This window comes from Streptomyces calvus (assembly GCF_006782915.1).
In the GTDB taxonomy this organism is placed as follows: Bacteria; Actinomycetota; Actinomycetes; order Streptomycetales; family Streptomycetaceae; genus Streptomyces; species Streptomyces calvus.
In genome coordinates, this window is the sequence record NZ_VCNP01000032.1 from 221,723 (window position 1) to 242,266 (window position 20,544).

Genomic DNA, 20,544 nt, shown 5'->3' on the forward strand with positions numbered 1-20,544 from the left:
TGGGGTTGTTCGTGGTTTCAGAACCAACACAGTGGACGCGAGCAACTGAGGACAAGCCCTCGGCCTATTAGTACCGGTCAACTCCACACGTTACCGTGCTTCCATATCCGGCCTATCAACCCAGTCGTCTACTGGGAGCCTTACCCCATCAAGTGGGTGGGAGTCCTCATCTCGAAGCAGGCTTCCCGCTTAGATGCTTTCAGCGGTTATCCCTCCCGAACGTAGCCAACCAGCCATGCCCTTGGCAGAACAACTGGCACACCAGAGGTTCGTCCGTCCCGGTCCTCTCGTACTAGGGACAGCCCTTCTCAAGACTCCTACGCGCACAGCGGATAGGGACCGAACTGTCTCACGACGTTCTAAACCCAGCTCGCGTACCGCTTTAATGGGCGAACAGCCCAACCCTTGGGACCGACTCCAGCCCCAGGATGCGACGAGCCGACATCGAGGTGCCAAACCATCCCGTCGATATGGACTCTTGGGGAAGATCAGCCTGTTATCCCCGGGGTACCTTTTATCCGTTGAGCGACGGCGCTTCCACAAGCCACCGCCGGATCACTAGTCCCGACTTTCGTCCCTGCTCGACCCGTCGGTCTCACAGTCAAGCTCCCTTGTGCACTTACACTCAACACCTGATTGCCAACCAGGCTGAGGGAACCTTTGGGCGCCTCCGTTACCCTTTAGGAGGCAACCGCCCCAGTTAAACTACCCATCAGACACTGTCCCTGATCCGGATCACGGACCCAGGTTAGACATCCAGCACGACCAGACTGGTATTTCAACGACGACTCCACCCGAACTGGCGTCCGAGCTTCAAAGTCTCCCAGCTATCCTACACAAGCCGAACCGAACACCAATATCAAACTGTAGTAAAGGTCCCGGGGTCTTTCCGTCCTGCTGCGCGAAACGAGCATCTTTACTCGTAGTGCAATTTCACCGGGCCTATGGTTGAGACAGTCGAGAAGTCGTTACGCCATTCGTGCAGGTCGGAACTTACCCGACAAGGAATTTCGCTACCTTAGGATGGTTATAGTTACCACCGCCGTTTACTGGCGCTTAAGTTCTCAGCTTCGCCGGCCCGAAAGCCAGCTAACCGGTCCCCTTAACGTTCCAGCACCGGGCAGGCGTCAGTCCGTATACATCGCCTTACGGCTTCGCACGGACCTGTGTTTTTAGTAAACAGTCGCTTCTCGCTGGTCTCTGCGGCCACCCCCAGCTCAGACCGAAAAGATCATCACCAGGAATGGCCCCCCTTCTCCCGAAGTTACGGGGGCATTTTGCCGAGTTCCTTAACCATAGTTCACCCGAACGCCTCGGTATTCTCTACCTGACCACCTGAGTCGGTTTAGGGTACGGGCCGCCATGAAACTCGCTAGAGGCTTTTCTCGACAGCATAGGATCATCCACTTCACCACAATCGGCTCGGCATCAGGTCTCAGACTATTGCCAGGCGGATTTACCTACCTGACGTCCTACACCCTTACCCCGGGACAACCACCGCCCGGGATGGACTACCTTCCTGCGTCACCCCATCACTCACCTACTACCAGCTCGGGTCACCGGCTCCACCACTCCGACCTCGTCCGAAGACTCAGCCGACGGCTTCACGGGCTTAGCATCACTGGATTCGATGTTTGACGCTTCACAGCGGGTACCGGAATATCAACCGGTTATCCATCGACTACGCCTGTCGGCCTCGCCTTAGGTCCCGACTTACCCTGGGCAGATCAGCTTGACCCAGGAACCCTTAGTCAATCGGCGCAAACGTTTCTCACGTTTGTATCGCTACTCATGCCTGCATTCTCACTCGTGAACCGTCCACAACTACCTTCCGGTGCTGCTTCACCCGGCACACGACGCTCCCCTACCCATCCATACACCCGTTGGGGCTGTTGTATGAATGACACGACTTCGGCGGTACGCTTGAGCCCCGCTACATTGTCGGCGCGGAATCACTAGACCAGTGAGCTATTACGCACTCTTTCAAGGGTGGCTGCTTCTAAGCCAACCTCCTGGTTGTCTCTGCGACTCCACATCCTTTCCCACTTAGCGTACGCTTAGGGGCCTTAGTCGATGCTCTGGGCTGTTTCCCTCTCGACCATGGAGCTTATCCCCCACAGTCTCACTGCCGCGCTCTCACTTACCGGCATTCGGAGTTTGGCTAAGGTCAGTAACCCGGTAGGGCCCATCGCCTATCCAGTGCTCTACCTCCGGCAAGAAACACACGACGCTGCACCTAAATGCATTTCGGGGAGAACCAGCTATCACGGAGTTTGATTGGCCTTTCACCCCTAACCACAGGTCATCCCCCAGGTTTTCAACCCTGGTGGGTTCGGTCCTCCACGAAGTCTTACCTCCGCTTCAACCTGCCCATGGCTAGATCACTCCGCTTCGGGTCTTGAGCGTGCTACTAAAACGCCCTATTCGGACTCGCTTTCGCTACGGCTACCCCACCCGGGTTAACCTCGCAACACACCGCAAACTCGCAGGCTCATTCTTCAAAAGGCACGCAGTCACGAGAACAAGGCAAGCCTTGTCCCGACGCTCCCACGGCTTGTAGGCACACGGTTTCAGGTACTATTTCACTCCCCTCCCGGGGTACTTTTCACCATTCCCTCACGGTACTATCCGCTATCGGTCACCAGGGAATATTTAGGCTTAGCGGGTGGTCCCGCCAGATTCACACGGGATTTCTCGGGCCCCGTGCTACTTGGGTGTCTCTCAAACGAGCCGCTGACGTTTCGACTACGGGGGTCTTACCCTCTACGCCGGACCTTTCGCATGTCCTTCGCCTACATCAACGGTTTCTGACTCGTCTCATGGCCGGCAGACCATGAAAGAGAGATCCCACAACCCCGTACACGCAACCCCTGCCGGGTCTCACACGTATACGGTTTAGCCTCATCCGGTTTCGCTCGCCACTACTCCCGGAATCACGGTTGTTTTCTCTTCCTGCGGGTACTGAGATGTTTCACTTCCCCGCGTTCCCTCCACTTGCCCTATGTGTTCAGGCAAGGGTGACAGCCCATGACGACTGCCGGGTTTCCCCATTCGGACACCCCCGGATCAAAGCCTGGTTGACGACTCCCCGGGGCCTATCGTGGCCTCCCACGTCCTTCATCGGTTCCTGGTGCCAAGGCATCCACCGTGCGCCCTTAAAAACTTGGCCACAGATGCTCGCGTCCACTGTGCAGTTCTCAAACAACGACCAACCACCCATCACCCCGAGCAAACAGCTCGAGTGCACTGGGGCCGGCACTGAAGGCGACCTCACGGCCGAACCCTCAGACACCCAACAGCGTGCCCGACCAGCTTCCGTCCGGAGATCATGCGTTCCACGCTCTGACGAGCAGTACTAGCAGCCTCCGGCCCAGACACCGGCCGAGTAGTCAACGTTCCACCCATGAGCAACCAGCATCAGACGTTCGCTAATGTACTGGCCTCTGACCAACCAGAGGTTGGTAAGAAGTGCTCCTTAGAAAGGAGGTGATCCAGCCGCACCTTCCGGTACGGCTACCTTGTTACGACTTCGTCCCAATCGCCAGTCCCACCTTCGACAGCTCCCTCCCACAAGGGGTTGGGCCACCGGCTTCGGGTGTTACCGACTTTCGTGACGTGACGGGCGGTGTGTACAAGGCCCGGGAACGTATTCACCGCAGCAATGCTGATCTGCGATTACTAGCGACTCCGACTTCATGGGGTCGAGTTGCAGACCCCAATCCGAACTGAGACCGGCTTTTTGAGATTCGCTCCACCTCGCGGTATCGCAGCTCATTGTACCGGCCATTGTAGCACGTGTGCAGCCCAAGACATAAGGGGCATGATGACTTGACGTCGTCCCCACCTTCCTCCGAGTTGACCCCGGCGGTCTCCCGTGAGTCCCCAGCACCACAAGGGCCTGCTGGCAACACGGGACAAGGGTTGCGCTCGTTGCGGGACTTAACCCAACATCTCACGACACGAGCTGACGACAGCCATGCACCACCTGTACACCGACCACAAGGGGGACCCTGTCTCCAGAGTTTTCCGGTGTATGTCAAGCCTTGGTAAGGTTCTTCGCGTTGCGTCGAATTAAGCCACATGCTCCGCCGCTTGTGCGGGCCCCCGTCAATTCCTTTGAGTTTTAGCCTTGCGGCCGTACTCCCCAGGCGGGGCACTTAATGCGTTAGCTGCGGCACGGACAACGTGGAATGTTGCCCACACCTAGTGCCCACCGTTTACGGCGTGGACTACCAGGGTATCTAATCCTGTTCGCTCCCCACGCTTTCGCTCCTCAGCGTCAGTATCGGCCCAGAGATCCGCCTTCGCCACCGGTGTTCCTCCTGATATCTGCGCATTTCACCGCTACACCAGGAATTCCGATCTCCCCTACCGAACTCTAGCCTGCCCGTATCGACTGCAGACCCGGGGTTAAGCCCCGGGCTTTCACAACCGACGCGACAAGCCGCCTACGAGCTCTTTACGCCCAATAATTCCGGACAACGCTCGCGCCCTACGTATTACCGCGGCTGCTGGCACGTAGTTAGCCGGCGCTTCTTCTGCAGGTACCGTCACTTTCGCTTCTTCCCTGCTGAAAGAGGTTTACAACCCGAAGGCCGTCATCCCTCACGCGGCGTCGCTGCATCAGGCTTTCGCCCATTGTGCAATATTCCCCACTGCTGCCTCCCGTAGGAGTCTGGGCCGTGTCTCAGTCCCAGTGTGGCCGGTCGCCCTCTCAGGCCGGCTACCCGTCGTCGCCTTGGTGAGCCGTTACCTCACCAACAAGCTGATAGGCCGCGGGCTCATCCTGCACCGCCGGAGCTTTCCACGCGCATCAGATGCCTGAGCGCGTCGTATCCGGTATTAGACCCCGTTTCCAGGGCTTGTCCCAGAGTGCAGGGCAGATTGCCCACGTGTTACTCACCCGTTCGCCACTAATCCCCACCGAAGTGGTTCATCGTTCGACTTGCATGTGTTAAGCACGCCGCCAGCGTTCGTCCTGAGCCAGGATCAAACTCTCCGTGAATGCTTCCCCGTAATCGGGGCGAACACATCACGAGAGCGGAACCGCAAGGAGGAATAGTCCTCACGGTTCACAGCGTCCTCGCTGTGTTTTTTCAAAGGAACCTCGACCGTCGAAATATTCCGACGGACGGGGTATCAACATATCTGGCGTTGACTTTTGGCACGCTGTTGAGTTCTCAAGGAACGGACGCTTCCTTCGTACTCACCCTTTCGGGCTTTCCTCCGGGCGCTTCCCTTCGGTGTTTCCGACTCTATCAGATCCTTTTCTCGGCCTGACCCCCAGTCAGCGGGGTTTGTCTTCCCGGCCGTTGGGCCGTTCCGACGAGTGAGACTTTAGCGGATTCCCGGCTCCCGAGCTAATCGGGGGCCCTGCTCCCTTTCGGGTGCGGATTCCTCATTTCGCGAATACGCACGCCAATGACATGACAGCAGACAGACGACTGCCGTCGATCAGTGGTGGTACTTGCGGAATGGCTGTCCGGGGACCGACCGGGGTCGGCGCTCACGTCGGACAACTCGGAGAACAGTACGGACGCCACCGAGGCATGTCAACTCGCTGCGAAGCGCCGGCCCGGGGCGTAGCCTTGGGCCCATGACGACGCGTACGTACAGCCAGTTCTGGTGGGCCGCCTGACGGCGGCCGCGCTGACGTATGCACTCAACGGCCGCCGCCTCGGCGGCCGTTTTCGTTTCCCTCCAGGACTCCGGGGGCGGCCGGCCGGGGACGGCGGTCTCGACCGGGAGACGGAGGAGAGATGACAAGGGTCTTCAGCGGGGTCAAGCCGACCGGGCATCTGACGCTGGGGAACTACCTGGGGGCCATGCGGCAGTGGGCCGCAGTGGACCAGCACCGTGCGGAGGCGCTGTTCTGCATCGTCGACCTGCACGCACTGACGGTGGACCACGATCCGGCGCGGGTGCGCAGGCTGAGCCGGCAGGCGGCGACGCTGCTGCTGGCGGCCGGGCTGGATCCACGACTGTGCACGGTGTTCGTGCAGAGCCATGTGGACGAGCACGCGCGGCTGTCGTACCTGCTCGAGTGCGTGGCCACGGACGGCGAGATGCGCCGGATGATCCAGTACAAGGAGAAGGCGGTACGGGAGCAGCGGCGCGGCGGGAGCGTACGGCTGTCGTTGCTGACGTATCCGGTGCTGATGGCGGCGGACATCCTGGCGTACCGGACCGACGAGGTGCCGGTCGGCGACGACCAGGCGCAGCACGTGGAGCTGTCGCGGGATCTGGCGGTGCGCTTCAACCAGCGGTACGGGCACACGTTCACGGTGCCGCGGGCCACGCTGCCGACGGTGGCCGCGCGGGTGATGAACCTCCAGGACCCGACGGCGAAGATGGGCAAGAGCGACGACACGGGGCCGGGGATCGTCTATCTGCTCGATGATCCGGACGTGGTGCGGAAGAAGGTCGTGCGGGCGGTGACCGACAGCGGGCACGACGTCGTGTACGACCGTGCGGCGCGGCCGGGGCTCGCGAACCTGCTGGAGATCCTGGCGGCCTGCGCGGGCGGGGAGCCGGCGGAGCTGGCCGGCGGCTACGACTCGTACGGGGCCCTGAAGAAGGACACCGCGGAGGCCGTGGTGGAGGCGTTGCGGCCGGTGCAGGAGCGGCACCGGGCGTTGTGCGCGGACCCCGGGTACGTGGAGGAGGTGCTGCGGGACGGCGCCGAGCGGGCGCGGGCCATGGCCCGGCCGACCGTGGACGCCGCCTACGGCGCGATCGGGCTGCTGCCGAACGCGGCGCGGTAGGCGCGGGGGCTGGTGGCGAGGCGCGAGGCGAAGTGCTGTCGCATCGTGACCTCGCTGCCGAACCCTGCCCGGCGTGCCACCTCCGGCATCGGCAGGTCGGTGCGCTCCAGGAGTTTCTGGGCGGCGGCGACGCGCTGGTCGAGGAGCCAGCGCAGCGGTGTGGTGCCGGTGGTCGCCGTGAAGTGGCGGGCGAAGGTGCGCGGGGACATGCCGGCGCGGGCGGCCAGGTCGGCGACGGTGAGCGGCTCGTGGAGGTGGCGCAGCGCGTGTTCGCGTACGGCGGCGAGCGCGTCGGCGTCCCGGTCGGTGCGCGGGGTGGGCGGGTCGATGAACTGTGCCTGGGTGCCGGTCCGGAAGGGCGCGGTGACCATCGAGCGGGCGATGACGGCGGCGGCCTCGGCGCCGTGGGCGAGGCGGACCAGGTGGAGGCAGAGGTCGATGCCGGCGGCCGTGCCGGCCGCGGTCCACAGGTTGCCGTCCTCGACGAACAGCGCGTCGGGGACGACGTCGACGCGGGGGTGGCGGGTGCGCAGCAGGTCGGTCAGTCGCCAGTGGGTGATGGCGCGGCGGCCGTCCAGGAGGCCGGCCTGGGCGAGGGTGAAGGCGCCCGCGCACAGGGCGGCGACGGTGGTGCCTCGGGCGTGGGCGCGGCGGAGGGCGGCCAGGACGGGGGCGGGCGCGGGGGTGAGGTGGTCGTCGAGTCCGGGGACCACGACGAGGTCGGCGCGGTCGAGCCAGCGCAGGCTGCGGTCGGGGTGGAGGGCGAGTCCGCCGCGCATCGGGACGGCGGTGGTGCGGTCGGCGGCGGTCCGGCGCAGTTCGAAGGCGGGGGCGCCGCGGTCGGTGCGGTCGGGGCCCCAGATCTCGGTGATGACGGAGACGTCGAAGGCCCGGACGCCCGGGAAGGCGACGAGGGCCACGCGGTAAGGGGCCCGGGTTGCGGTTCCGGTTCCGGTTGCGGTCGCGGTGACGGCGGCGTTTTCGGCGGCGGCTGCCATGCGGGGCATGGGTGGCAGTAAACCATCGATCGATGACTTCGTGGCCTCTGGGACGTGACGGCGCCGGGCGGCACGATCGGGGCATGGACATCGCGGAGAACGCAGCACTGGTGGTCGTGGACGTACAGAAGGGCTTCGAGGAGCTCGACTTCTGGGGCCGGCGCAACAACCCGGCGGCGGACGACAACATCGCCGCACTCCTCGACGTGTGGCAGTCGACCGGGCGGCCGGTCGTGCACGTGCGGCACGACTCGCGGAAGCCCGGGTCGCCGCTGCGGGTGGGGCACGAGGGGAACGGGTCCAAGGAGTACGTGGAGCGGCGGCGGGGGAAGGGGACCGGCGGCGAGCTGCTCGTGACGAAGACCGTGAACTCGGCGTTCCTCGGGACGCCGGACCTGGCTGCCTGGCTGCGGGCGGAGGGGATCTCCCAGCTCGTGCTGACCGGGATCCAGACGAACATGTGCGTGGAGACCACGGCACGGATGGGCGGGAACCTCGGGTTCGAGGTGCTGGTCGCGTTCGACGCGACGTACACCTTCGATCTGGAGGGGCCCTTCGGCTGGCGGCGGACCGCGGACGAGCTGGCACAGGCGACGGCGGTGTCCCTGCACGGCGGCGGGTTCGCCCGGGTGGTGACCACGGACGACGTGGTGTCCGCCGCGCAGTGAGACCGCGCCGGGTCAGTCCTTGGTGCCGGAGGCGAGTTCGCGGCTGCGGTCGCGGGCGGCCTCGAGGGCGGCGATGAGGGCGGCGCGGACGCCGTGGTTCTCCAGTTCGCGGATGGCGTTGATGGTGGTGCCGGCGGGAGAGGTGACGTTCTCCCGCAGTTTGACGGGGTGCTCGCCGCTGTCGCGGAGCATCGTCGCGGCGCCGATCGCGGACTGGACGATCAGGTCGTGGGCCTTGTCGCGGGGCAGGCCGAGCAGGATGCCGGCGTCCGTCATGGCTTCCACCAGGTAGAAGAAGTACGCCGGGCCGGAGCCGGAGAGGGCCGTGCAGGCGTCCTGCTGGGACTCGGGGACGCGCAGGGTCTTGCCGACGGCGCCGAAGATCTCCTCGGCGTGGGCGAGGTGGTCGGCGGTGGCGTGGCTGCCGGCGGAGATGACGGACATGGCCTCGTCGACGAGGGCCGGGGTGTTCGTCATGACGCGGACCACCGGGGTGCCGGGGGCGAGGCGTTCCTCGAAGAAGGCGGTGGGGATGCCGGCGGCGCCGCTGACGATCAGGCGGTCGGCGGGGACGTGCGGGGCGAGTTCGTCCAGGAGGGTGCCCATGTCCTGCGGCTTGACCGTGAGGATCAGGGTGTCGGCGGTCTTGGCGGCCTCCGCGTTGGTGACCGGGGTGACGCCGTAGCGGGTGCGGAGTTCCTCGGCTCGTTCCGGGCGGCGGGCGGTGACCAGGAGGTCGGCGGGGGCCCAGCCGGCGCGGATCATTCCGCTGAGCAGGGCTTCGCCGATCTTGCCGGTGCCGAGGACTGCGACTTTCTGGGTCATGGCTGCGGGTGCCCTCCGGGGTGTGCGTCGTCCTGGTTCATCCTCGCACCCGGGGCAGTGGGGGCGGGGGCGTGTCCGGTGGGCGGGACGCGGCGGTCGGCGGGACGCGGCGGTCGGTGGGACGCGGCGGTCGGTGGGTGGCGGTCACTCCGTCCGGCGGCGGAGGGTGGCGGCGCCGAGGCCGAGGACGAGCAGGGCGGAGCCGGCGACGATCAGGACGTCGCGGACGAAGGCGGTGGTCATGTCGGTGTGGCGCAGGACCTCGTTCATGCCGTCGACGGCGTAGGACATGGGCAGGACGTCGGAGACGGCCTCCAGGACGGGGTGCATGGCGGCGCGCGGGGTGAACAGGCCGCAGAGGAGGAGTTGCGGGAAGATCACGGCCGGCATGAACTGGACCGCCTGGAACTCGGAGGCCGCGAAGGCCGAGACGAACAGGCCGAGGGCCGTGCCGAGGAGCGCGTCGAGCAGGGCCACCAGGAGGAGCAGCCAGGGGCTGCCGGCGACGTCGAGGCCGAGGAACAGGACGGTGAGGCCGGTGGCCAGGGCGGACTGGACGACGGCGAGGGCGCCGAAGGCGAGGGCGTAGCCGGCGATCAGGTCGCCCTTGCCGAGGGGCATGGCGAGGAGGCGTTCCAGGGTGCCGGAGGTGCGTTCGCGCAGGGTGGCGATCGAGGTGACCAGGAACATCGTGATCAGCGGGAAGATGCCGAGGAGCGAGGCGCCGATGCTGTCGAAGGTGCGCGGGCTGCCGTCGAAGACGTAGCGGAGCAGGAGCAGCATCACGCACGGGACGAGGAGCATCAGCGCGATGGTGCGCGGGTCGTGGCCCAGTTGGCGCAGGACCCGGGCGGCGGTGGCGGCGGTGCGGGAGGCGTTGAGCGCCCGGGCGGGGGCGGGTGGGGTGGTCGCCGGGTGGGTGGTGCTCATCGGGTGCTCTCCTTCGTACGGTCCGCGTTCGCACGGCTCTCCTCCGTACGGCTCTCCTCCGTACCGCCCGCGTTCGTACGGTCCGCGGCGGCGGCCTCGTCGACCAGGTGGAGGAAGGCGGCCTCGACGGTGTCGGAGCCGGTGCGGGCGCGCAGGGCGTCGGGGGTGCCGTCGGCGAGGATCTCGCCCGCGCGCATGAGCAGGAGGCTGTGGCAGCGCTCGGCCTCGTCCATGACGTGGGAGGAGACGAGGAGGGTGGCGCCGCGGGAGGCGGCGATGTCGTGGAAGAGCGCCCAGAGGTCGCGGCGCAGCACCGGGTCGAGGCCGACCGTGGGCTCGTCGAGGACGAGGAGTTCGGGGGTGCCGAGGAGGGCCACGGCGAGCGAGACGCGGCTGCGCTGGCCGCCGGAGAGGGCGCCGGCGAGGGCGCCGGCGTGGCTGGTGAGGTCGACGTCGGCGAGGACGCGTTCCACGTCGTCGCGGCGGTCGGCGGCGGCGCGTCCCGGGTCGAGGACCGCGGCGAAGTAGTCGAGGTTCTGGCGGACCGTCAGGTCGTCGTAGACGGACGGGGCCTGGGTGACGTAGCCGATGCGGGTGCGCAGCAAGGGGTGGCCGGCGGGGGCGCCGAGGACGTCCAGGGTGCCGGTGACCTTGGCCTGGGTGCCGACGACGGCCCGCATCAGGGTCGACTTTCCGCAGCCGGAGGGGCCGAGGAGGCCGGTGATGCGGCCGCGCGGGACGGTGAAGCGGAGGCGGTGCAGGACGGTGCGGCGGCCCCGGACGACGGTGAGGTCCCGGGCGTGGACGGCGGGGTCCTCCGAGGACCGGGAGGAGTAATTCACCATGCGATGAATAATCCTCCCGGCCCTCGGTGGCGTCAAGCGTCCGCGGGCCGCGCGGCCAGCAGCAGGACGACGACGTACGTCTCCTCGACCACGCCGTCCGGGAAGAAGGCCAGCCGATGCCGGCGCTCCTCGGCGAGGAAGGCGGCGCCGCGCTCGCGGTCCTGGGTCAGGAAGACGGAATGGCTGCCGAGGTTGGCCAGGTGCGTGTCGAGCGGCACGCGGCGGCTCCAGCGGATCTCGCGGCGCACGAAGTCCAGGCGGCCCGAAGGATCGGCGACACGGGCGTTGACGTCGCGTTTCTCGGCGGCGAGGTCCAGGCCGCAGTGGCGGGCGATGCGGTCGGACGCCTCCGCGATCCAGGGCACGTCGAGCGCGTCGGTGTTCCACCACAGGGCGAGCGCGCCGCCCGGGCGCAGGACGCGGATCGCCTCGGGGACGGCGAGGGCGGGCTCGGTCCAGTGCCAGGCCTGGGCGTAGGTGACCAGGTCGGCGGATCGGTCGGCGAGCGGCAGCGCGTTTCCGCTGCCCCGGACGACCGGTACGCCGGGAAGGGTGCGGCGGAACTCGGCCGCCATGCCGTCACCGGGCTCCACGGCGATGACATCGGCGCCGCGCGCGTGCAGCCGGGCGGTCGCGATGCCCGTACCGGCGCCGACGTCCACGACCCGGCTGCCGGCGAGGGGGCGGCCGGTCAGTTCCTCGACGGTGTCGAAGAGGGCGGGCGGGTAGGAGGGGCGGTTGGCGGCGTACTGGGCCGCGGCGGCGTTGAAGGAACGGGCGCGTGCGGCGCGCGAGGCCGGGTCGGCGTGCGGAGTGGTCCTCGGTGTCGTCGTCATACGGCCATGGTGGCCGGGCGGCAGGGCGGCACCGGGGTATTTACGGAAGGGGCGGGGTCGGGCGGAGCCTGGCGGGAGGGACCGGGACGTGGCGGAGCCTCGCGGGGAGGGGCGGGAGTTTTGCGGGGTTTCGCGGGGAGGGGCCGGGAGTCCTGCGGGGTTCCGCGGGGAGGGGGCGGGAGTCCTGCGGGGTTCCGCGGCAGGGGCCGAGGGTCCGGTGGAGCCTCGCGGAAGGGGCGGGGTCCGCGGGAGGGGCGGGGGGCGCGGGGGGGGGGGGGGGGGCCGGGGGGGGGGGGGGGGCGGGGGGGGGGGCGAGGTGCGCGTCCACCGTTCGGGCTTCTGCGCTCGGCCCGGGATTTCGCGGAACCGGCGTCAGGAGCGGCGGCGCTTCTTCGACGGGTTGCCGGAGCGGCGGGTGGTGCGCTTCTCGTACTGCTCGCGTGCCGTGTCGTACTCGGCGCGGTGGAGCTTCTCGCCCGGGGCCTCGGTGAGGGAGCGGAAGAAGTAGGCGAGGAGCGAGCCGACGAAGCCGACGGCGAGCAGGCCGCGGAGGGAGGCCTGGCGGTCGGGGTCGGGACGGCGGCTGAAGCTCTCCCAGGTGTGGCGGAAGGCCAGCGCGCTGCAGACGGCGAACATCACGACCGTGAGGAGCGTGACGAAGCTGCCGATGTCGGCGATCGCGAGCCCCTGGTAGGCGACGCGCAGGACGAGGCAGGAGACGACCGCGGCGGCGAGGGAGCCGACGGCGACGCCGGCGCGGCGCGCGGTGTACCCGCCGGAGTGGTCGACCCAGGTGGTCCCGAAGAAGCGGATGGGCTCGGGCTGGGGGCCGGCGGGGGTTCCGGTGGAGCCCGCGGTGCTGTCCGGGGTGCCGTTCTCTGCGCTCACGCGTCGATTATGGCTGCGCCGGCACCGCGGGCTCCGGGCGGGATCAGGAGCAGCGCGGGGCGATGTACCCGTCGCTGCCGGTGTGCACGTACGCGTCGGATACGTACTCGCCGCTGTCGATGTTGTCCCAGATGTTCGACGTGCCGTACGGGCCCGTGACCGTGGTGCCCGGCGACTGGCAGAAGATCGGGACCTTCGCCCCCTCCGGCAGGACGCGGACGATGGTGTAGCCGGTGCCGGGACCGCTGCGGACGTTGAGCCGGACGCCGGGTGCGATCGAGTAGTAGCGCACGGCGGCCGTGGTGACGGACTCCGCCGCCCCGGCACTCTCCGCCGCCGCGCTCTCCGCCTGTCCGGTCCGCTCGCTGCTGCCGGTCGTCTCGACACGGTCGACTGACATGGAAACCTCCCCCGTTGTGCACCCCATGCGTGTCATGGGGCCCCGTTCATTCCCCGCATTCCAGCCATGCACACCTGTGCGCACATGGCACGGAAAACGCTAGCAAGCCGCCTGGGTGTCGAACGAGCCATCGACTAGGCTCCGTGCGTCGCGCGCGCGGACGAACAGCACGGGGGTGGTCCCATGGCGCCACAGCGGAACACCGGATCGGACGCGGAAGCGGAACTTCCTGAATACGCCGGCCACTACCGGTTGGAGTCATGTCTCGGCTCCGGCGGCATGGGCGTCGTTCATCTGGCGCGCAGCACCTCGGGACTGAAGCTCGCGGTGAAGGTCGTACACGCGGAGTTCGCGCGGGATCCCGAGTTCAGAGGGCGTTTCCGGCAGGAGGTGGCGGCGGCCCGCAGGGTCAGCGGCGCCTTCACGGCACCCGTCGTGGATGCCGATCCGGAGGCCGAACGGCCGTGGATGGCCACGCTGTTCATTCCCGGCCCGACCCTCGCCGAGCATGTGAAGCGGAACGGCCCCATGCCTCCGGCCCAGCTGCGCCGCCTGATGGCCGGGCTCGCGGAGGCGCTGCGCGACATCCACCGGGTCGGGGTGGTTCACCGGGACCTGAAGCCGAGCAACGTGCTGCTCGCCGGAGACGGTCCGAAAGTCATCGACTTCGGCATCTCCCGGCCGAAGGACAGCGAACTGCGCACCGAGACCGGCAAGTTGATCGGCACGCCGCCCTTCATGGCGCCCGAGCAGTTCCGGCGGCCGCGCGCGGTGGGGCCGGCCGCCGACATCTTCGCCCTCGGGTCCGTGCTGGTGCACGCCGCGACCGGGCGCGGGCCCTTCGACTCCGACAGCCCGTACGTCGTCGCCTACCAGGTGGTGCACGACGAGCCGGATCTCACCGGCGTCCCGGACACGCTCGCCCCGCTGGTGCTGCGCTGCCTGGCGAAGGAACCCGAAGACCGGCCCTCTCCCGACGAGTTGATGCGGGAGCTGCGGTCGGTGGCGGCGTCGTACGACACGCAGGCGTTCATACCTGCGCAGCGGACCTCGGACGGGTCGGGACCGTCGGAATCAGCCGATGGTGCGGATGCATCGGGAGCGTCGGGGCGTGGCGAGGAGCAGCGGCCGGAGGGCGGTGGTGGCCGGTCGCCGGTGGACGGTCCGCCGAGGCACGAAAAGGAGCCGGGGCACGAGCAGGAGCCAGGGCACGAGAAAAAGCCGGGGCCCGAGGCGGCGGCGCGGCGGGCGCCGTGGTGGCGTGGCAGGCGGGCGGCGCTCGCGGCGGGGGCGCTCGGCCTCGCCGTGGCCGGGGCGCTGGTCGCCGTACCGCTGTGGGACGGCGGGGGCGGCGCGCCGGACGGCGGGGCCTCGCCCACCGGACCCGCCGGGTTCCGGGAGTGGCAGACGCTGTCGGGCACATGGGGCGCGCCGCAGTGCTCGTACGGGGCCGGGCGGGTGCTCTGCGCACAGCCCGGGCGGCTGTTCGCGCTCGATCCGGACGACGGGCGGCTGCTGTGGAAGCGCCCCGTGGCGCGGACCGCGCGGAGCGGACCGCCGTTCGTGGCGGGCGGGCTGGTGCAGCCGTCGCTGAACCAGGGCCGCGGACTGGAGGCGCTCGACCCCGCGTCGGGCGAACCCGTGTGGCAGGAGAACACCGCCGAGTACCGCGCGTTCGCGCACGCCGGGAGCACGCTGCTGCTCACGGGCGCCGACGGCCACGTCACCGCGGTGTCCGGCGCCACGGGCCGGACGCTGTGGAGCCACCCGCTGCCGGGACACCGGGCGCCCCGCCTCCACTGGTTCCCGGGCGATCCGCTGGCGTACGCGACGAGCACGCCCGCCGACGGTTCGGGCACGCAGGTCACGGCGATCGACCCGGGAACCGGCCGGGTGCGCTGGGACGCACGGCTGGCCGGGGAGCTGACTCCCGTGGGCAGTTCGGCCAGTTCAGGTAATTCAGGCGGTTCAGACGGTTCGGATGGTGCGGGCGGATCCGTCGTGTTCGTTGCGGTCGACGCGGTCTACCGGGAGGCGAGGGCCGTGGTGCGGTACACGCCGGAGACCCGGACGGAGCGGCGGACGGCGCTGCCCGTCCCGCTCGCCCAGGCGCACGGGACGGTGCGCGGGAACACGGCGTACCTCATCGGCACCGGCGGTCGGCTCGTCGCCGTCGACCTGGAGGGGCTGCGCGAGCGGTGGAGCGTGGAGACCGGTGCGCCCCGCGCCGCTGCTCCGGCCGCCGACGGGCGCCATGTGTACGTCACCGCCCCGGACGGGCGGCTGCTCGCCGTGGACGCCCGCAGCGGGCGGCTGCTCGGCCAGACGGCGCCGCGGCTCGGCGACGCCGGGGACCGGGTCGCCGGTGCGCTGCCCCGGCCGGTCGTCGCGGAGGGCCGCGTCTACGCGTCCGCGCCGGACGGGACGGTGTTCGCCGTGTCCGGCCGGAACCCGGCGGACTGGTGACCGGAAGGGCCGCCCCCGTACGTCACGGAGACGGCCCTCTCAGCACTTCACACCCTTCACGCCCTTCGCACCGTTCGCGCCCTTCACGCCCTTCGACCTCCGGCTACGGGCAGCGGGCAGCGGGCAGCGGGCAGCGGGCCGACGGCGGTACGTCAGCCCAGCTTGCTCACGTCACGCACGGCGCCCTTGTCCGCGCTGGTCGCCATCGCCGCGTACGCCTTCAGCGCGGCCGAGACCTTGCGGTCGCGGTTCTTCGGGACGTACGTGCCGTTCAGTGCCTGCTCGCGGCGGGCCAACTCGGCGTCGTCCACGAGCAGCTCGATGGAGCGGTTCGGGATGTCGATGCGGATGCGGTCGCCGTCCTCGACCAGGGCGATGGTGCCGCCGGCCGCCGCCTCCGGCGAGGCGTGGCCGATGGACAGGCCCGAGGTGCCGCCGGAGAAGCGGCCGTCGGTGACCAGGGCGCAGGCCTTTCCGAGGCCGCGGCTCTTCAGGTACGAGGTCGGGTAGAGCATCTCCTGCATGCCGGGGCCGCCCTTGGGGCCCTCGTAGCGGATGACGACGACGTCGCCCTCCTTGACCTGCTTGGTGAGGATCTTCTCGACGGCCTCCTCCTGCGACTCGCAGACGACGGCCGGGCCCTCGAAGGTCCAGACGGACTCGTCGACGCCGGCGGTCTTCACCACGCAGCCGTCGACGGCCAGGTTGCCGCGCAGCACCGCGAGGCCGCCGTCCTTGGAGTAGGCGTGCTCGACGGAGCGGATGCAGCCGCCCTCGGCGTCCTCGTCCAGGGTGTCCCAGCGCTCGGACTGGGAGAAGGCCTCGGCGGAACGGACGCAGCCGGGCGCCGCGTGCCACAGCTCCACGGCCTCCTGCGACGGGGAGCCGCCGCGGATGTCCCAGGTCTTCAGCCAGTCGGCCAGGGACGGGCTGTGCACGGAGTGCACGTCCTCGTTGAGCAGGCCCCCGCGGTGCAGTTCACCGAGCAGGGCGGGGATGCCGCCCGCGCGGTGCACGTCCTCCATGTAGTACGTGCGGTCCTTGGCGACGTTCGGCGCGACCTTGGCCAGGCACGGGACGCGGCGCGAGAGGGCGTCCATCTCGGTGAGGCCGAAGGGGACCTCCGCCTCCTGGGCGGCGGCCAGCAGGTGCAGGATCGTGTTGGTGGAGCCGCCCATCGCGATGTCGAGCGCCATGGCGTTCTCGAAGGCCGCGGGGGTGGCGATGTTGCGGGGCAGGACCGAGTCGTCGTCCTGCTCGTAGTAGCGGCGGGTCAGGTCCAGCACCGTGCGCGCGGCGTTCTCGTAGAGCGCCTTGCGGGCGGTGTGGGTGGCGAGCACCGAGCCGTTGCCGGGCAGGGAGAGGCCGATGGCCTCGGTCAGGCAGTTCATCGAGTTGGCGGTGAACATGCCGGAACAGGAGCCGCAGGTCGGACAGGCGTTCTCCTCGATGCGGAGCACGTCGGCGTCGGAGACCTTCTCGTTGGCGGCCTCGACCATGGCGTCGACCAGGTCCAGCGTGCGGACCGTGCCGTCGACCAGGGTGGCGCGGCCGGACTCCATGGGGCCGCCGGAGACGAAGACCGTGGGGATGTTCAGCCGCAGCGCGGCGTTCAGCATGCCCGGGGTGATCTTGTCGCAGTTGGAGATGCAGATCAGGGCGTCGGCGCAGTGCGCCTCGACCATGTACTCCACGCTGTCCGCGATCAGGTCGCGGGAGGGCAGGGAGTACAGCATGCCGCCGTGGCCCATCGCGATGCCGTCGTCGACGGCGATGGTGTTGAACTCGCGCGGGATGCCGCCGGCCGCGACGACCGCCTCGCTGACGATCCGGCCGACCGGGGCGAGGTGGGTGTGGCCGGGGACGAACTCCGTGAAGCTGTTCGCGACCGCGATGATCGGCTTGCGGCCGATGTCCGCGCCGGGTACACCGGAGGCGCGCATCAGGGCGCGTGCGCCCGCCATGTTGCGGCCGTGGGTGACTGTGCGGGACCTCAGCTCGGGCATCGTCGCTCGCTCCTTCAGACCTTCAGGGGAGTGTCGGTCAGCGCCACAAGGGACCACTGACTGCATCGAGCGTACGCCGGTCATCCAGAGGGCGGGACGGACTGTCCGGAATTCGGGACGAGTGTCTCAGGGCGGGTGGCTGAGAACGGCGGCTCGGGACGGGTGGCTGAGGACGCGTCTCGGGACGGGTCGCTGAGGACGGGCGTCCCGGGGCGGGTCGCTGACGACGGGCGTCCCGGGGCGGGTCGCTGACGACGGGCGTCCCGGGGCGGGTCGCTGACGACGGGCGTCCCGGGGCGGGTCGCTGACGACGGGCGTCCCGGGGCGGGTCGCTGACGACGGGCGTCCCGGGGCGGGTCGCTGACGACGGGCGTCCCGGGGCGGGTCGCTGACGACGGGCGTCCCGGGGCGGGTCGCTGACGACGGGCGTCCCGGGGCGGGTCGCTGACGACGGGCGTCCCGGGGCGGGTCGCTGAGGACGGGCGTCTCGGGGCGGCTGGCGGAGGACGGTGTCTGCGCGCGTACGCGACGGGCTCGCGGCGTTCAGTCTCCGGTGAGGTGGCCCTGCACCACCGGCGCAAGCCGGCGGATGATCTGCTCGGGGTCCGCCGAGGCCAGCGGCTCCACCTTGATCACGTAGCGGATCATCGCCACGCCGACCAGCTGGGCGGCGGCGAGCTCGGCGCGCAGCTCCGCGTCCGGCCGGCCGATCTGTCCGGCGATCCGGCGCAGCAGCTGGCTGGCGACCAGCCGGCGGAAGACACCGGCCGCGGTCTCGTTGTTCACGGCGGAGCGGACGATCGCCAGCAGCGGGGCCCGGGTCGCCGGGTTCTCCCACAGCCCGATGATCATGCGTGTCATCCGCTCGCCCACCTCGTCGAGCGGGGCGTCGAGCACCGTGTTCCGGGCGGCCAGCACCGGGGCGAAGGCGCCTTCCACGGCGGCCTCGAACACCTGCTCCTTGGTGCCGAAGTAGTGGTGCACCAGCGCGGAGTCCACGCCTGCCGACTTGGCGATCCCGCGCACCGAGGTCTTCTCGTACCCCCGCGCGGAGAACTCCTCGCGGGCCGCGTCGAGGATCCGGTCGCGAGTTCCGGCCGACGCCGTACGGGGCGGACGTCCGCGGCGGCGAGCACCGTTGGACGGGGCGGAGGGGCCGGGGTGGCCGCCCGCCGGGACGGAAGGGCCGGAGCCGCCGGCCGCCGGGCCGGAAGAACCGGGGTCGTCGGCCGCCGGGCCGGAAGAACCGGACTCCTCGCCCGCCGGGCCGGAAGATCCACGGTCGTCGCCTGCCGGGCCGGAAGAACCAGACTCCTCGCCCGCCGGGACGACGGAACCGGGCTCGTCGCCCGTGGTGGGGCCGGTCATCGCCGTGGTGCCCGGGCCGCGGTGGAGGTGGCGGAGGCCAGGTGCAGGCGGGTGAAGGCCAGGGCCTCGGCCAGGTCCGCCTCGCGCTCCGCGCCGGACATGGCGCGCCGGGTGTTGACCTCGATCACGACATGACCGTCGAAGCCGCTCAGCGCGAGCCGCTCCAGCACCTCGGCGCAGGGCTGGTCGCCACGGCCCGGCACCAGGTGCTCGTCCTTGGCGGAGCCGCGGCCGTCGGCCAGGTGGACGTGGCCGAGGCGGTCGCCCATGCGGTCGATCATGTCCAGGGCGTCGGTGCGGGCGGTCGAGGCGTGGCTGAGGTCGATCGTGAAGTGGCGGTAGTCCTCCTTGGTGACGTCCCAGTCGGGGGCGTAGGCGAGCATCTCGCGGTCGCGGTAGCGCCAGGGGTACATGTTCTCCACGGCGAACCGCACGTCCGTCTCGTTCGCCATCCGCCAGATCCCGTCGACGAAGTCACGCGCGTACTGCCGCTGCCAGCGGAAGGGCGGGTGGACGACGACCGTGCCGGCGCCGAGCTTCTCGGCGGCGGCCTGCGCCCGCCGGAGCTTGGTCCACGGGTCGGTGGACCACACCCGCTGCGTGATGAGCAGGCACGGGGCGTGCACGGCCAGGATCGGGATGCGGTGGTAGTCGCTCAGCCGGCGCAGCGCCTCGATGTCCTGGCTGACCGGGTCGGTCCACACCATGACCTCGACGCCGTCGTACCCGAGGCGCGCGGCGATCTCGAAGGCCGTCGCCGTCGACTCCGGGTAGACGGAGGCCGTCGACAGGGCGACCTTCGCATCCGGGATGCGGACTACGTCCCTTGGTTCTGCCACGAGCCTCAGGTTACGGGGTGGGGTCGGGTGGGCGCGGGGTGTCCGTTCGCCGTTGTGGTGTTTGCCATAGGCGCGTGCGGGCGGTCGGAAGGGGTCACCGGCCCCGGCCCTCGCCCTGGCTCATGTGGTCCAGCCTGCGCAGTATCACGCCCTCCCGCAGGGCCCAGGGGCAGATCTCCAGGCGTTCGACGCCGAACAGGTCCATCGCGCCCTCCGCGACCAGCGCCCCGGCGAGCAGCTGGCCGGCGCGGGCCTCGGAGACGCCGGGCAGTTCGGCGCGCTCGGCGGCGGTCATGGCGGCGAGCCGGGGCACCCATGCCTCCAGGGACTCGCGTTTCAGCTCGCGCTGCACGTAGAGGCCCTCGGCGGAGCGGGCGGCGCCCGCGATCCGCGCGAGCTGCTTGAAGGTCTTGGACGTGGCCACCACGTGGTCGGGCCCGCCGAAACGGCTGAACTCGCCGACCGTCCGGGCTATCTCGGTGCGCACATGGCGGCGCAGCGCGCGCACGTCGTCCGGCTCGGGCGGGTCCCCGGGCAGCCGGGCGGCGGTGAGGCGGCCGGCGCCCAGCGGCAGCGACACCGCGGCGTCGGGCTCCTCGTCCATGCCGTAGGCGATCTCCAGGGAGCCGCCGCCGATGTCGAGGACGAGGAGTTTCCCGGCCGACCAGCCGTACCAGCGGCGGGGGGGGGGGGAGGGGGGGCCGGGGTTCT

13 protein-coding genes, 2 rRNA genes and 1 pseudogene are annotated in these 20,544 nt (G+C 69.4%); 3 read left to right on the forward strand and 13 right to left on the reverse strand.

All coding sequences use genetic code 11. The features are described 5' to 3' along the window. Window positions 1-47 precede the first annotated feature (47 nt). A 23S ribosomal RNA gene (locus FGW31_RS14990) occupies window positions 48-3,169 on the reverse strand. Between the two features lie 310 nt (window positions 3,170-3,479). Beyond that, a 16S ribosomal RNA gene (locus tag FGW31_RS14995) occupies window positions 3,480-5,005 on the reverse strand. The 16S and 23S rRNA genes sit together here, the layout of an rRNA operon. Window positions 5,006-5,759: 754 nt before the next feature. Between FGW31_RS14995 and trpS the strand changes: the two genes are divergently transcribed. Further along, entirely contained in the window at window positions 5,760-6,764 is a 1,005-nt protein-coding gene (trpS, locus tag FGW31_RS15005; protein ID WP_142193905.1) for a tryptophan--tRNA ligase, read from the forward strand. Here trpS and FGW31_RS15010 read toward each other — a convergent pair. Next, on the reverse strand, window positions 6,725-7,762 hold the full coding sequence (locus tag FGW31_RS15010; protein WP_142193937.1) for a GlxA family transcriptional regulator: 1,038 nt from the start codon (window positions 7,760-7,762) through the stop codon (window positions 6,725-6,727). The genes trpS and FGW31_RS15010 overlap by 40 nt on opposite strands. A gap of 83 nt (window positions 7,763-7,845) precedes the next feature. On the opposite strand from FGW31_RS15010, the gene FGW31_RS15015 reads away from it, so the two are divergent. Next, entirely contained in the window at window positions 7,846-8,430 is a 585-nt protein-coding gene (locus tag FGW31_RS15015) for a cysteine hydrolase family protein (protein ID WP_142193906.1), read from the forward strand. 12 nt (window positions 8,431-8,442) lie between these two features. Here FGW31_RS15015 and proC read toward each other — a convergent pair whose 3' ends face one another. The 6 genes from proC to FGW31_RS15050 all read right to left on the reverse strand — a co-directional run bounded on the left by proC (window position 8,443) and on the right by FGW31_RS15050 (window position 13,154). After that, on the reverse strand, window positions 8,443-9,255 hold the full coding sequence (gene proC, locus FGW31_RS15020; protein WP_142193907.1) for a pyrroline-5-carboxylate reductase: 813 nt from the start codon (window positions 9,253-9,255) through the stop codon (window positions 8,443-8,445). A 144-nt stretch (window positions 9,256-9,399) separates the two neighbouring features. Further along, entirely contained in the window at window positions 9,400-10,185 is a 786-nt protein-coding gene (locus FGW31_RS15025; RefSeq protein ID WP_142193908.1) for an ABC transporter permease, read from the reverse strand. Further along, on the reverse strand, window positions 10,182-11,030 hold the full coding sequence (locus tag FGW31_RS15030) for an ABC transporter ATP-binding protein (protein WP_142193909.1): 849 nt from the start codon (window positions 11,028-11,030) through the stop codon (window positions 10,182-10,184). Before FGW31_RS15030 ends, FGW31_RS15025 begins: the two co-directional genes overlap by 4 nt. A gap of 32 nt (window positions 11,031-11,062) precedes the next feature. Continuing rightward, window positions 11,063-11,866: a class I SAM-dependent methyltransferase gene (locus FGW31_RS15035; RefSeq protein WP_142193910.1), complete on the reverse strand. Its 804-nt coding sequence runs from the start codon at window positions 11,864-11,866 to the stop codon at window positions 11,063-11,065. Between the two features lie 372 nt (window positions 11,867-12,238). Further along, on the reverse strand, window positions 12,239-12,754 hold the full coding sequence (locus FGW31_RS15045) for an EamA/RhaT family transporter (protein ID WP_142193911.1): 516 nt from the start codon (window positions 12,752-12,754) through the stop codon (window positions 12,239-12,241). Window positions 12,755-12,797: 43 nt separating this feature from the next. After that, the gene (locus FGW31_RS15050; RefSeq protein ID WP_142193912.1) at window positions 12,798-13,154 is read right to left on the reverse strand and encodes an SH3 domain-containing protein; all 357 of its coding nucleotides are present in this window, start codon (window positions 13,152-13,154) and stop codon (window positions 12,798-12,800) included. 183 nt (window positions 13,155-13,337) lie between these two features. Between FGW31_RS15050 and FGW31_RS15055 the strand changes: the two genes are divergently transcribed. Continuing rightward, complete coding sequence (locus FGW31_RS15055) at window positions 13,338-15,620, forward strand: serine/threonine-protein kinase (protein ID WP_142193913.1); 2,283 nt, start codon at window positions 13,338-13,340, stop codon at window positions 15,618-15,620. Between the two features lie 152 nt (window positions 15,621-15,772). Here the strand turns inward: FGW31_RS15055 and ilvD are convergent, their stop codons facing one another. The 4 genes and pseudogenes from ilvD to FGW31_RS15075 all read right to left on the reverse strand — a co-directional run. Further along, the gene (ilvD, locus tag FGW31_RS15060; protein WP_142193914.1) at window positions 15,773-17,626 is read right to left on the reverse strand and encodes a dihydroxy-acid dehydratase; all 1,854 of its coding nucleotides are present in this window, start codon (window positions 17,624-17,626) and stop codon (window positions 15,773-15,775) included. A 543-nt stretch (window positions 17,627-18,169) separates the two neighbouring features. Further along, window positions 18,170-18,775: pseudogene (locus FGW31_RS15065) on the reverse strand (TetR/AcrR family transcriptional regulator); the annotation flags it as partial. A gap of 215 nt (window positions 18,776-18,990) precedes the next feature. Further along, window positions 18,991-19,833, reverse strand: coding sequence for a sugar phosphate isomerase/epimerase family protein (locus FGW31_RS15070; RefSeq protein WP_142193915.1), 843 nt, complete (start codon window positions 19,831-19,833; stop codon window positions 18,991-18,993). 94 nt (window positions 19,834-19,927) lie between these two features. Further along, the coding region (locus tag FGW31_RS15075; RefSeq protein WP_459179161.1) for a Ppx/GppA phosphatase family protein at window positions 19,928-20,544 on the reverse strand (617 nt) is incomplete at its 5' end.